At 56.9% G+C, this 13,257-nt stretch carries 10 protein-coding genes; 6 read left to right on the top strand and 4 right to left on the bottom strand.

Translation table 11 applies throughout. The features are described from left to right. Nucleotides 1-138 precede the first annotated feature (138 nt). From pepD to NP77_RS03220, 4 genes are all read left to right on the top strand, one after another. Nucleotides 139-1,596 (top strand): beta-Ala-His dipeptidase, encoded by a 1,458-nt coding sequence (pepD, locus tag NP77_RS03235; protein WP_003851169.1) that lies wholly within the window; start codon nucleotides 139-141, stop codon nucleotides 1,594-1,596. 260 nt (nucleotides 1,597-1,856) lie between these two features. Then, nucleotides 1,857-3,362 (top strand): sugar ABC transporter ATP-binding protein, encoded by a 1,506-nt coding sequence (locus NP77_RS03230; protein ID WP_039659281.1) that lies wholly within the window; start codon nucleotides 1,857-1,859, stop codon nucleotides 3,360-3,362. Continuing rightward, complete coding sequence (locus tag NP77_RS03225; RefSeq protein ID WP_003851161.1) at nucleotides 3,359-4,360, top strand: ABC transporter permease; 1,002 nt, start codon at nucleotides 3,359-3,361, stop codon at nucleotides 4,358-4,360. Before NP77_RS03230 ends, NP77_RS03225 begins: the two co-directional genes overlap by 4 nt. 25 nt (nucleotides 4,361-4,385) lie before the next feature. Beyond that, the gene (locus tag NP77_RS03220; RefSeq protein ID WP_039659017.1) at nucleotides 4,386-5,453 is read left to right on the top strand and encodes a sugar ABC transporter substrate-binding protein; all 1,068 of its coding nucleotides are present in this window, start codon (nucleotides 4,386-4,388) and stop codon (nucleotides 5,451-5,453) included. A gap of 36 nt (nucleotides 5,454-5,489) precedes the next feature. Here NP77_RS03220 and dinB read toward each other — a convergent pair whose 3' ends face one another. Continuing rightward, on the bottom strand, nucleotides 5,490-6,545 hold the full coding sequence (gene dinB, locus NP77_RS03215) for a DNA polymerase IV (RefSeq protein WP_008924836.1): 1,056 nt from the start codon (nucleotides 6,543-6,545) through the stop codon (nucleotides 5,490-5,492). A 244-nt stretch (nucleotides 6,546-6,789) separates the two neighbouring features. On the opposite strand from dinB, the gene dpaA reads away from it, so the two are divergent. Beyond that, the gene (gene dpaA, locus NP77_RS03210) at nucleotides 6,790-7,536 is read left to right on the top strand and encodes a peptidoglycan meso-diaminopimelic acid protein amidase (protein ID WP_008924835.1); all 747 of its coding nucleotides are present in this window, start codon (nucleotides 6,790-6,792) and stop codon (nucleotides 7,534-7,536) included. Here the strand turns inward: dpaA and NP77_RS03205 are convergent. Together NP77_RS03205 and lpcA are read right to left on the bottom strand one after the other, a co-directional pair. Next, on the bottom strand, nucleotides 7,507-8,274 hold the full coding sequence (locus NP77_RS03205) for a class II glutamine amidotransferase (RefSeq protein ID WP_003851154.1): 768 nt from the start codon (nucleotides 8,272-8,274) through the stop codon (nucleotides 7,507-7,509). The two genes, dpaA and NP77_RS03205, sit on opposite strands and share 30 nt — an antisense overlap. A 49-nt stretch (nucleotides 8,275-8,323) precedes the next feature. Continuing rightward, nucleotides 8,324-8,902: a D-sedoheptulose 7-phosphate isomerase gene (gene lpcA, locus NP77_RS03200; protein ID WP_003851153.1), complete on the bottom strand. Its 579-nt coding sequence runs from the start codon at nucleotides 8,900-8,902 to the stop codon at nucleotides 8,324-8,326. Nucleotides 8,903-9,155: 253 nt separating this feature from the next. Between lpcA and fadE the strand changes: the two genes are divergently transcribed. Beyond that, nucleotides 9,156-11,606 (top strand): acyl-CoA dehydrogenase FadE, encoded by a 2,451-nt coding sequence (gene fadE, locus NP77_RS03195; RefSeq protein WP_003851151.1) that lies wholly within the window; start codon nucleotides 9,156-9,158, stop codon nucleotides 11,604-11,606. Nucleotides 11,607-11,981: 375 nt separating this feature from the next. On the opposite strand, the gene mtnK is transcribed toward fadE, so the two are convergent. Continuing rightward, a complete protein-coding gene (gene mtnK / locus NP77_RS03190) occupies nucleotides 11,982-13,181 on the bottom strand; it encodes an S-methyl-5-thioribose kinase (protein ID WP_039659014.1) in 1,200 nt (399 codons plus the stop codon). Nucleotides 13,182-13,257: the final 76 nt, after the last annotated feature.

The following is a 13,257-nucleotide window of genomic DNA, read 5'->3' as shown; positions in this document are numbered from 1 at the left end:
TTTTAGCGCGTCTGAGAGCGCACCCGGTAAAAAACAGTGATATTCTCAGGACTGGCTCGTCAGATTCTCTGACGGCGATTTTTCACTGGAAACTCGCGATGTCCGGCCTCGCCGGTACACTGACACAGGAGACCTGTCGTGTCTGAATTGTCTCAACTCTCTCCACAGCCGCTGTGGGATATTTTCGCTAAGATCTGCTCTATTCCCCATCCCTCTTTTCACGAAGAAGCGCTGGCGAACTACATCACTGGCTGGGCTAAAGAGCAGGGCTTCTGGTGTGAGCGCGATCAGGTCGGCAACATCCTGATTCGTAAGCCCGCCACTGCAGGCATGGAAAACCGTACTCCGGTCGCGCTGCAGGCGCATCTGGATATGGTGCCGCAGAAAAATAACGACACCGTTCATGACTTCACCAAAGATCCTATTCAGCCGTGGATTGATGGCGAGTGGGTGAAAGCGCGCGGCACCACGCTGGGCGCCGACAACGGCATCGGCATGGCTTCTGCGCTGGCGGTACTGGCTGATAACAGCCTGACGCATGGTCCGCTGGAAGTGCTGCTGACCATGACCGAAGAGACCGGCATGGATGGCGCTTTCGGTCTGCAACCCAACTGGCTGCAGGCTGAGATCCTGATCAACACCGACTCTGAAGAGGAAGGTGAGATCTATATGGGTTGCGCAGGCGGTATCGATTTCGTCTCCACCCTGCCGCTGACCCGTGAAGCCGTGCCTGCTGAGTTCCAGACCCTGAAACTGACGCTGAAAGGGCTGCGTGGCGGTCACTCCGGTGCCGATATTCATATGGGCCTGGGCAACGCTAACAAACTGCTGGCGCGATTCCTGGCGGCCCACGCGGCTGAACTGGATCTGCGTCTGCTGGCGTTCAGCGGCGGTACGCTGCGTAATGCAATTCCGCGTGAAGCCTTCGCTACCGTCGCGGTAGAAAGCCACAAAGCAGATGCGCTGAAATCAGCGGCAGCGCAGTTCCTGAGCGCCATCAAAAACGAGCACGGCATCAAAGAGCCGAACATTGCACTGGTCACCGAGCCGCTGGCGCATCAGGGCGATGCCCTGAGCACTGACAGCCGCGATCGCTTCCTGAACCTGCTGAACAGCACGCCAAACGGCGTGATCCGCAATTCAGACGTGGCGAAAGGCGTGGTCGAAACCTCACTGAATATCGGTGTAGTAACGATGGAAGCCGATCACGCAGAGATCAACTGCCTGATTCGTTCGCTGATCGACACCGGCCGTGATTATGTGGTGCAGATGCTGACCTCGCTGGGCCAGCTGGCCGGCGCGCAGACGAAAGCGAAAGGCGGCTACCCAGGCTGGCAGCCGGATGCAGACTCCGCCATCATGGCGCTGACCCGTCAGACCTACATCGCGCTGTTTGATAAAACCCCTAACATTCAGGTGATTCACGCCGGTCTGGAGTGTGGTCTGTTCAAAAAGCCGTATCCGGACATGGATATGGTCTCGATTGGGCCAACCATCACCGGGCCGCACTCGCCGGATGAGCAGGTTCACATCGAAAGCGTGGGTCTTTACTGGAAACTGCTGACCACCCTGCTGAATGTGGTGCCAGAAAAGTAATTCTGTCACAAAAAAAGTCAACCAGGCTCCGGCCTGGTTTTTTTATGCCTGTGACTTTTCACCAGCATAATTCGCTACCTTTTTCGCGCTTTCCCCTACTATTCCGCCACGTTCTCACGCTTCGCTGGTCACAGCCGCCATTATGTCCAGATGTCTGGATGGCTAATAAGATTTTGTGCTAGCTTATGCGCTTTCGGCTGTTGCCGCGCCTGAAGGTTCAGGAAAAAATGCGGCCAGTGTTTATTCAGGAGAGTCATCACATGCCAGGGGTAAACTGCCTTGAGATGCGTAATATCTCCATCGCTTTTGGCGGTTTTTCCGCGCTATCGTCGGTGGATTTCCGCAGTGACGGCCATTCGATACATGCACTGACCGGCGCTAACGGCGCGGGCAAGTCAACGCTGATGGCGATCCTTTCCGGCGCGCACAGTCACTACAGCGGCGAGATCCTGCTGGATGGGGAGCCGGTTTCTATCCGCACCCCGCGTGACGCGAAACAGCTGGGTATCCATCTGGTTCAGCAGGAAGTGGATGTCGCCCTGGTACCGCAGCTCAGCGTGGCGGAAAACATTCTGCTGGATCGGCTGGCAGAGCCAGGCCACCGCTATCGCTGGGGCGAGATTCGCCGTCAGGCCCGGGCCTTACTGGCTCAGCTCGACGTGGCGCTGGACGTTAACCGGCTGGTGGAGCGCTGCACCCTGGCGGAAAAACAGCAAATACTGCTGGCGCGGGCGCTGTCGCATCACTGCCGCTTCCTGATTCTCGACGAACCCACTGCCCCGCTGGATCAGCACGAAAGCGAGCGGCTATTTGCCGTGGTGCGTCGTCTTAAAGCAAGCGGTATCGGCGTGGTGTTTATCTCTCACCGTATCCATGAACTCAAAGCGATCTGCGACCAGCTGACGGTGCTGCGTGATGGCCGGTTAATCGAAACCGGCCCGATGGCGGCGCTGAGCGGTGAACAGATCGTGGAGAAGATGCTCGGCCATCAGCTGACCGATATCTTCCCGGCCCGCCGTGAACAACAGGCACAGCCGCTGCTGCTGACGGTGGAAGGATTGCACGATGAGCAGCTGCTGCAGGATATCTCGCTGCGGCTGCATAAAGGTGAAATTCTGGGGATTGCCGGACTGGCCGGTGCCGGCAAAACCGAGCTCTGCAAAGCGCTGTTTGGTGCCAGCAAAAGCCGCGTCAGTGGCGGTGAACTGCACGGTCAGCCGTGGCGACCCCGTTCGCCGCACGACTCGGTCAGTCGTCGTATGGCGCTGGTGCCGGAAGAGCGTCGCAAAGAGGGGATCTTTATTGATGAATCCGTCGCAATGAACCTCAGCGTCAGCGCCGACGACAGCTTTTCGCGCTGGAGCCTGTTTGGTCATCGCCAGGCGTGGCGCTGGGCAGAACAGGTTATACGGCAATTGCAGGTGCGCACCACCGGTCCGGCACAGACACTGCGACGTCTCTCCGGCGGCAACCAGCAAAAGGTGGCCATTGGCAAATGGCTGCGCAACAACGCGGATGTGCTGATCTTCGATGAGCCGACCAAAGGCGTGGACATTAAAGCCAAAACCGAGCTGTTCACCCTGATCGATAACCTGGCGCGCGAAGGGAAAGGCATTATTTACGCGTCGGGTGAATTTTCTGAACTGGTCGGCTTATGCGACCGGATTTGCGTGCTCTGGGATGGACGCATCGTGGCCGAGCTGGCTGCACGCGACGTCACTGAAGAGACGCTTTTGCTCTATTCCACCGGAGGAACCCCTGCGTGAGCAGCAAAGAAACCAGCCTGAACCTGACCCCCTCGCCATGGCGTCACCAGTTGTTCGACTTTCTCTACAAATGGGGCATGTTGCTCACGGTAGTGATCCTGATTGCCGCCTTTGGCCTGGCCTCCGACAGCTTCCTTGAACCCAATAACATCATCAATATTCTGCGATCGATTGCCATTGTTACGGTGATTGCGATTGGCGTATCGATATCACTGACCGTGGGCGGCTTTGATCTGTCGGTCGGCTCGACCGCCTCACTGGCGAATGCGTTAGTGATTTCACTGTTTGTCTGGTACGGCTTCGGCACCACCACCGCGATCCTGATTACCCTGGCGCTTTGCACGCTGGTCGGTCTGTTTAACGCCTTCCTGATTGTGATCCTGCGTATCCCCGACATGCTGGCGACGCTGGCGACGCTGTTTGTGATTCAGGGTGTGGCGATGACCTACAGTTTTGGCGGATCGATCACTGAGAACATGGTGCTGCCGAGCGGTGATATGGCGGAAGGCACTATTCCGGCGACGTTTGGCCTGCTCGGCCAGGTGCCAACCATTGTCATCATCATGCTGGTGGTGACCGTCGCCGCGCAGCTGGCGCTGTCTCTGACCAAACATGGTCGCCGGATGTACGCGCTGGGTGGCAATCCGGAAGCGGCGCGCCTCTCCGGCATCCGCACCACCCGTTATCGGGTGCTGGCTTATGTGATCGCCTCACTGCTGGCCGGTCTGGGCGGCATCCTGCTCGCCTCGCGTATCGGTTCATCGCAGGTTAACGCCGGAAGCGGCTACCTGATGGACGCTGTCGCGGCGGCATGGATCGGCTTCTCGCTGGCCGGCTCCGGCAAGCCCAATGCGCTTGGCACGCTGGTCGGCGCGGTGATTCTCGGCGTGCTGCAGAACGGTCTGGTGATGCTCTCTGTTCCCTACTACGCGATGGACATTATTAAAGGGCTGGTGCTGGCTTTAGCACTGGCGATCACCTATATCCAGCGCCGCTGAGGCGCGTTTACCGGAGTTGATAACAATGCAAAAAATAACACTCTCGCTGCTGGCCCTGAGCCTGCTGAACGCCAGCGCTGCCTTCGCGGAGACCGTCACGCCGGTGCCTGCGGCTATCGCCAGCCATGATGGCCCGATCCGTATTGCGGTGATCCGCAACCTTGGTTCCGATGACAACACCACCCAGTTTGTTGCTGGTGCCATTCAACAGGGGCGCCAGCTGGGCTTTAAAGTCAGCACCTTCCTGAGCAACGGCGACGATGCGCGCTTCCAGGATTTCGTGAATCAGGCGATCAGCCAGAAATATGACGGCATCGTGCTGTCGCACGGTAAAGCGCCCTACGCCAGCGGCCTGGTGAAGCGCATTGCCGATGCGGGCATCAAGCTGTCAGTGTTTGATACGCCGGTAGATAGTCCGATTCCGGGCGTCACCGTCACCGCGCAGGATGACGCCTCACTGGCGCAGCTGTCGCTGGGTCAGCTTATCCATGATTTCAACGGCAAGGCGAACATCGTCAAGCTGTGGGTTGCCGGTTTCCCGCCGATGGAACGCCGTCAGGTGGTGTATGAAAAACTGCTGAAAGAGAACCCGGGCATTCATCAGCTGGAGTCGATTGGCGCAGTTTCAACGGACGTACAGGGCGACACCGCCAACAAAATTGGTGCGATTCTGGCGAAATACCCGAAAGGCAAAATAGACGCAATCTGGGGTGCCTGGGATGCCTTCAGCCAGGGCGCTTACAAAGCGCTGCAGGAGAATGGCCGGACCGAGATCAAGCTCTACAGCATTGATGTCTCGAATCAGGATTTGCAGCTGATGCGTGAGAAGAACAGCCCGTGGATGCAGACGGTGGCCGTCGACCCTAAAACCATTGGCGCGGTGAATATGCGGCTGGTGGCGAAGAAGATTGCCGGTGAAGAGACGCCTGCGACTTACCAGTTTAAAGCGGCATCGATCTCTCAGCAGCAGCTCGGCAGCCAGCCTGGTGCGGTGAACGTCGCGTCGCTGAACAAGATCATTCCGGGCTGGGGCAGCAATGAGGATTTCGTCGCGCCGTGGTTTGCTACCCTGGCGGCGAAATATAAGAAGTAATCCGGCGTCAGCCTTGCCGACCGGTGAGGCTGACCGTTACAGACCCAGCAGCAGTTGACGCTCAAGCTGGGGATCGACCATGGTGACATGCAGTCCCACCAGCCGCACGCCGCGCCCGGCACGACGCTCATCCCAGGTTTTCCGGGCGATGGCAATCATGTCTTCTTTATTCAGTACCGGCCAGATATGCTCCTGGGTCGTCTGCTGAAAATCACTGAACTTGAGTTTAACGCCCTGACGCGCCACCTGCCTGTCGGGTCGGATCTGCGTCAGCCGGCGATCCAGCTCGGCATAGAGAAAATCGATTATCTCCAGGCAGGCATCCCAGTCGCTGATATCTTCTGCCAGCGTGCGTTCCACCCCCAGCGATTTACGCTCGCGCTCCACAATGACGCTGCGGTCATCAATGCCATTGCTGCGCTCCCACAGCACCCGGCCAAACTTACCAAAGCGCTTTAACAGTAGCGCCAGATCGGCCTTCTGCACGTCACCGCAGGTCACCAGCCCCATCTCCTCCAGCTTTTTGGCCGAGACTTTGCCAACACCGGGGATCTTCGCCAGCGGCAGCGTCAGCAAAAAACCGGCCATCTCCGGCGGCGTAATCACGAACTGCCCATCGGGCTTATTCAGGTCAGAGGCGATCTTTGCAAGAAACTTAATCGGCGCGATGCCCGCTGAAGCGGTCAGCCCGGTTTCACGGTAGATGGTGGCGCGGATCGCCTGCGCCATCAGTGTGGCAGAGCCGTGACAGTGCGGGCTGTCGGTGACATCCAGATAGGCTTCATCAAGGGAGAGCGGTTCAATCAGCGGGGTGTAGCGGGTAAAGATGTCGCGAATTTGTGCGGAGGCTTCTTTGTAGGCATCGAAACGTCCTGGCAACAAACGGAGATGCGGGCATAACTTGAGGGCCATGCCAGTTGGCATCGCGCTGCGCACGCCATATTTGCGGGCCGGATAGTTGGCGGTGCTGATGACGCCACGACGTTCACGGCTGCCACCAATCGCGATCGGGATGTCGCGCAGCTGGGGATTATCACGCATCTCCACCGCGGCATAGAAGCAGTCCATATCGACATGAATGATTTTACGCATACCCCCTCCGGCACTGGATAAGTATACAGTTGGCAGGGGTAACTGCAATATTTGTCGCGCCCACAATTAAAGTTTACAAATTTGTGGCCGAATATCCTTCAGTAAATCGCGAATCTGGCTGCCAGCGTCTTGCTAAAAAAACAGACAATGTTTAATGTTGCGCTGCGATAGCGGACAGTTCCGATAATGCAAACAGAGACGCACAATTTGCGTCATGTTCTATTCACCTCAAGGTATACACAGCATGGGCAAAATCGCACTCCTGTTTGCGATGATTTTACTGCCAGCCCTCAGCATGGCAATGACACCCGAACCCGTCCAGACAGCGGCTCCGGTCAGCAAAGAATTAAAGAAACAGTTACTGGGTACCCCGGTCTATATCCAGATCTTCAAGGAAGAACGCACCCTCGAACTCTACGGCAAAATCGGTAATGAATACCGCCTGCTGGATACCTACCGCATCTGTAACTTTTCTGGCGGCCTCGGCCCGAAACGCCGTGAAGGCGATTTCAAAAGCCCGGAAGGTTTTTACAACGTGAAGCTGAATCAGCTGAAGCCGGATAGCCGTTTTTATCGCGCGATCAACATTGGCTTCCCGAATCAGTTCGATCGTAATCAGGGCTACAGCGGCAACTACCTGATGATTCATGGCGACTGTAAGTCAATTGGCTGCTATGCCATGACGAACGCCTATATGGATGAGATTTTTACTTATGTGAACGCGGCGCTGCGTAATGGCCAGCAGGATGTCAGCATCAGCATCTATCCGTTCCGCATGACTGACAGCAACATGCAGCGTCACCGCTACTCCAGCGATGCCAGTTTCTGGCAGCAGCTCCAGCCCGGATACGCTTATTTTGCTAAATATCACCAGCCGCCGACGGTCAACGTCGCCAGCGGTAAATATGTGATGAACAGCAGCCCGGCACCGGTTTTAGCCAGTCCCGAAGCGGCCTCCCGTTCATTCCTGGCGCTCTCCAAGGCAGAATAACGCCCATTCACCTGGCGCAATCCGCTGCCAGGTTTCATTGGCCGTCAGTGGCTGCGTAGCAATCACCGTCACCACGTCATGCGGCGTGGTGTGCTGCTGAAAATCAACCTCCACATCCTGATCCAGTAACTGCGCCCGGCCAAAGGGTGCACGACGGGTGATCCAGAAGAGGTTGGTGGAGCAAAAGGCCATCAGATATCGCCCGTCTGACAGCAGCATGTTAAACACGCCCTTCTGCCGCAGCGTGCCAGCCAGCTCCCCGATAAAACGAAACACCGCAGGCCAGTTGCCCGGCGTGCGTGGATAGCGCGTCGCCAGCTGATGAAGGATCCAGCAAAACGCCTTCTCGCTGTCCGTTTCGCCTACCGGCCGGAATGTGCCGGTCTCCAGTTGCCGATACCCCTTGAGCTGTCCGTTGTGCGCATAGGTCCAGTGACGGCCCCACAGCTCACGGGTAAACGGATGGGTGTTTTCCAGCGACACCTGACCACGATTCGCCTGGCGGATATGCGCCACCACCGAATGTGATTTTATCGGGTATTCCTGCACCAGACGCGCAATCGGTGAGTTAAAGCTCGGCAGCGGATCTTTAAACGTACGGCAACCTTTATCTTCGTAAAAGGTAATGCCCCAGCCATCTTTGTGAGGCCCGGTCCCACCGCCACGCTGAACCAGTCCGGTAAAGCTGAAACAGATATCCGTGGGAACATTGGCGCTCATCCCGAGCAATTCGCACATAGCTACCGCCTCTGATTAAGTGGCCTCCTTCTGTGGGAGGCCAGCGCTGTTACTTCACCATCTCTTTTTCGATCAGCAGCATGAGGATGTGGATCACTTTAATGTGGATCTCCTGAATGCGATCGGCATAACCAAAGTGCGGCACCCGGATTTCAATGTCGGCACTGCCTGCCATCTTACCGCCATCTTTACCGGTCAGGGTGATCACTTTCATTCCCTGCGCACGGGCAGCTTCAATCGCTTTAATGATATTGGCAGAGTTACCGGAGGTTGAGAGGCCCAGCAGCACATCGCCCGGACGCCCTACTGCTTCTATGTAGCGCGAAAAGACATAGTCATAACCAAAATCATTACTGACGCAGGAGAGATGGCTGACATCAGAGATGGCAATCGCCGGATAGCCAGGACGATTTTCACGGTAGCGACCGGTCAGCTCTTCGGCGAAGTGCATCGCATCGCAATGTGAACCGCCGTTACCGCACGAAAGCACCTTTCCGCCAGCCTTAAAGCTGTCAGCCAGCAGTACCGCAGCACGCTGGATCGCATGGATATTGGCATCGTCGCTGAGGAATTTATTCAGCGTATCAGCAGCTTCATTGAGCTCAGAGCGGATGATGTCCTGGTACATAGGGATGTCCTTTTTTAGGAGAGGTTAATCGCAGCAAGTTTAACGGAATGGCCGGTCAGCGCAAAGCGTCATGCCACGTCGGTCCGGACTCTAACGCGGAATATTGTTGCCGAAGGTGCTGCAAAAATGGGCTAAAACAGGTTTTTGTGAGGCAGGTTGTAATTGCGATGTAAACAAATTGATAAATGCTCTCAACTGCTCTAAACCTCTCTGTATAACAGGTCAGACCTCTTACTACTTGGAGCGGTTCATTATGATGGTTGTTTCGATACTTGCCACGGTGGCGCTGATTGGCGCCCTATTCTACCACCGCCTGTCGTTACGGCTCAGCAGCGCCATTCTGTTGCTGTGGACTGCGGCGATGGCTGTTGCGCATCTCTGGACGCCATGGCTGCTGCTGCCACTGGCGATCATTCTGCTGCCGTTTAACCTGCCGTCGCTGCGCCGCAGCCTCTTTTCAACGCCGATCTTTCAGCGCTTCCAGAAAGTAATGCCGCCGATGTCGCGCACCGAGAAAGAGGCCATCGATGCGGGTACCACCTGGTGGGAAGGCGATCTGTTCCAGGGTAAACCGGACTGGCAGAAGCTGCACAACTATCCTCAGCCACGCCTGACTGCCGAGGAGCAGGCCTTTCTTGATGGCCCGGTCGAAGAAGCGTGCCGCATGGCCAACGATTTCCAGATCACCCATGAGCTGGCCGATATGCCGCCGGAACTCTGGGCATATCTGAAAGAGCATCGTTTCTTCGCGATGATCATTAAAAAAGAGTATGGCGGCCTCGATTTCTCTGCCTATGCACAAGCCTGTGTGCTGCAAAAGCTGTCGGGCGTCTCCGGGATTCTGGCGATTACTGTGGGTGTGCCTAACTCACTGGGTCCGGGCGAACTGCTGCAGCACTACGGCACCGAAGAGCAGAAAAATCATTACCTGCCCCGGCTGGCACGCGGCGATGAGATCCCCTGCTTTGCGCTGACCAGCCCGGAAGCAGGTTCAGATGCCGGCGCGATCCCCGATACTGGCGTCGTCTGCATGGGCGAATGGAAAGGTCAGCAGGTGCTGGGTATGCGCCTGACCTGGAACAAGCGCTACATTACACTGGCACCGATCGCCACCGTGCTGGGCCTGGCGTTTAAACTTTCCGACCCGGATCATCTGCTCAGCGACAACGAAAATCCTGGTATTACCTGTGCGCTGATTCCGACCAACACGCCCGGTGTGGAAATTGGCCATCGCCACTTCCCGCTTAACGTGCCGTTCCAGAACGGGCCGACACGCGGCAACGATATATTTGTGCCGATTGACTATATTATCGGCGGTCCGGAAATGGCCGGCCAGGGCTGGCGGATGCTGGTGGAGTGTCTGTCAGTGGGTCGCGGCATTACGCTGCCATCGAACTCAACCGGCAGCCTGAAAAGTGTGGCGCTGGCAACAGGTGCTTATGCCCATATCCGCCGCCAGTTCCGCGTCTCAATCGGTAAGATGGAAGGGATTGAAGAGCCGCTGGCACGCATTGCGGGTAATGCTTATGTGATGGATGCGGCCGCTACGCTGATCACAGCCGGCATTATGCAGGGTGAAAAACCGGCGGTGCTGTCGGCGATTGTGAAATATCACTGCACCCATCGCGGTCAGCGCGCCATTATCGACGCTATGGATATTGCCGGCGGTAAAGGCATTATGCTCGGGAACAGTAACTTCCTGGCCCGTGCCTATCAGGGTGCGCCGATCGCTATCACCGTGGAAGGCGCGAACATTCTGACGCGCAGCATGATTATCTTTGGTCAGGGCGCAATTCGCTGCCATCCTTATGTGCTGCAGGAGATGGCGGCGGCAGCCAGCAACGATGTGAATGCGTTTGATCAGGCGCTGTTCAGCCATATCGGTCATGTGGGCAGCAGCACGATGCGCAGCCTGTGGCTGGGCTTAACTGCCGGGCGCACCAGCGCCAGCCCGACCCGCGATGGCACCCGCCGTTATTACCAGCACCTGAACCGCATCAGTGCCAACCTGGCGTTGCTCTCTGATGTGTCGATGGCGGTGCTGGGTGGCAGCCTGAAACGTCGCGAGCGTATCTCGGCGCGTCTGGGCGATGTGTTGAGTCAGCTCTATCTGGCCTCCGCAACCCTGAAACGCTATGACGATGAAGGTCGCAACGAAGCCGATCTGCCGCTGGTTCACTGGGGCGTACAGGATGCACTGCATCAGGCAGAAGTGGCTATTGACGATCTGCTGCGTAACTTCCCGAACCGTCTGGTGGCGGGCGCCTTGCGGATGACGATTTTCGCTGGCGGTCATCACTGCCCTGCTCCGTCTGACCGTCTTGATCATCAGCTGGCAAAAATGCTGCAGCAGCCGTCAGCCACCCGCAGCCGACTGGGCCGTGGCATGTACCTGACGCCGAGTAAACATAACCCTGCCGGTCAGCTGGAACAGGCGCTGCAGGATGTGATGGCGGCAGAAGTGATTCATGACAGGCTGTGCAAACAGACGAAGCAGCACCTCTCCTTTACCCGTCTGGACGCGCTGGCGAAGCGTGCGCTGGATCAGGGCTGGATTGATGCCAAAGAGGCGGAAGTGTTGCAGCGTGCCGAAGTCAGCCGTCTGCGTTCGATTAACGTCGATGAGTTTGAGCCGGAGGCACTGGCAGTACCGGTGCCAGAGAAAGCCCCTCAGCCTGCATCACGCGCGAGTGAGGCGGCATAGGGTTAGCGTTGCATCGGCTCAGGGAGCATACGCCTTCCGTAAAGACGCAAAAACGCCATCCATGGCATGCTCAGCGCGGGCCATCCATGGCCCGCGATGCTTTATTCCAGGCGTATGGTCCCATCGCTTGAAGTTCAGCGCTCTTCATCAGTAGGGCGGCACTATGCCAAATCAGGGGAAATCTGGCCGCAATAATTAAGCCCAAAGCGCAGGGAACAGGGTCAGAAGAGGAAAGCGTCCCGCGTCAGGACGACGCGGGCCGAGCGAGCCAGAGATGGCTTTAGCGACTTTCCGATCTGTCCCTGTTACCGGCGCGGGCACACTCTTATAGCCAGCTTTTGATTTACCTGAAAGCCGACATCATGTCGGCTTTTTTTATCCTGCCTGACGGATGCGGGCAATCAGCGCATCCACATCTTCGACGTGATCGGCTGCCAGAATCAGCGTACGACCCAGGTTAATCGCATTACGGATGCAGTCAGTGCGCATCGCCGGATCGGCAATCAGCTTCATATCCGCCACATGTGACATTCCCACCGTGCGGCGAATCAGCTCAGTGCCGCAGTAACCGATGGTATCAGCCCATACTTTACGCAGAAACGCTTCCGCATAGCCTGGATAAGCCAGCGCCTCATCGCGGGTTTTCTCTGCCGCAAGCGCCAGGAAGCCTGAAGCAAAGGTCGTCCAGAGTTTATGCACATCGCTGAGGCGCTGCTCGCGGGCATCGGCAGCCTCGCGCGGAGGCAGCAGACCTGGCAGGCCGCAGTAGTTAATCAGCAGGTTGCCTGCCGCAGTACCAACATCAAAACCGATGGGACCAAAATAGCCAAATTCCGCATCAATCGCTTTCAGGCTGCCGTCAGCAACGAAAATCGAGCCGCTGTGAATATCCCCATGCAGCAGTGCTTCGGCGTGAGCAAAGAAACGATGCTTAAGACCGCCCACCGCGATGCGCACGGGATCGTCATTACGCAGGCTGGCGACCAGTGGTTCAAGCGCTTCAGGATAGCTGTTGCGCTCATGATTGGTGTAGGGATCGTTGAAGAAAAGATCTTCAGTGATTTCACACATTTCCGGATTGATGAAACGCGCCACTTCCGCTTTTTTCTGATGCGGATGCAGGATGAAATCGGACGTATGAAACAGGGTTTGCGCCAGATAGTTGCCTAACTGCTGAGCCGCTTCCGGGTAGTAAGCGCCCTTCACCAGCTCGCTACGCCAGATGCGATGGCTGGAGAGATCTTCCATCACCATCACCGCCAGCTCCGCATCGTAATGGGTGATCTTCACCGTGTGCTGCGGACAATATTTGTAGTGCTCGACCAGCGTCTGCGCTTCCAGCCGCGCCCGATCCAGCGTCAGCGGCCAGGACTCCCCCACGCAGCGCACATAAGGCAGTGCCTGCTTGACGATAACGCGACTGATGCCCTGATCGTCATAAATCTTAAACACCAGGTTGAGGTTGCCATCACCAATCTCTTCTGCGCTGCTCAGCGCGGCAGGATTGTCCACGCCGCCAAATTGTCGGGCATATTCCACAGCATCAGCAGCAGTAAAGGTACGGTATTGCGACATTGCCTGTTCCTCATCATTCGAAGGGGGTCACTCAGGTGTAATAAGCCGTTCAGACGTCTATACATCCGTTCAGCAT

It is taken from the genome of Pantoea sp. MBLJ3 (assembly GCF_000816655.1).
In the GTDB taxonomy this organism is placed as follows: domain Bacteria; phylum Pseudomonadota; class Gammaproteobacteria; order Enterobacterales; family Enterobacteriaceae; genus Pantoea; species Pantoea eucalypti.
Note: the sequence above shows the minus strand (reverse complement) of the source record. Positions and strands in the feature narration are given on the sequence as shown.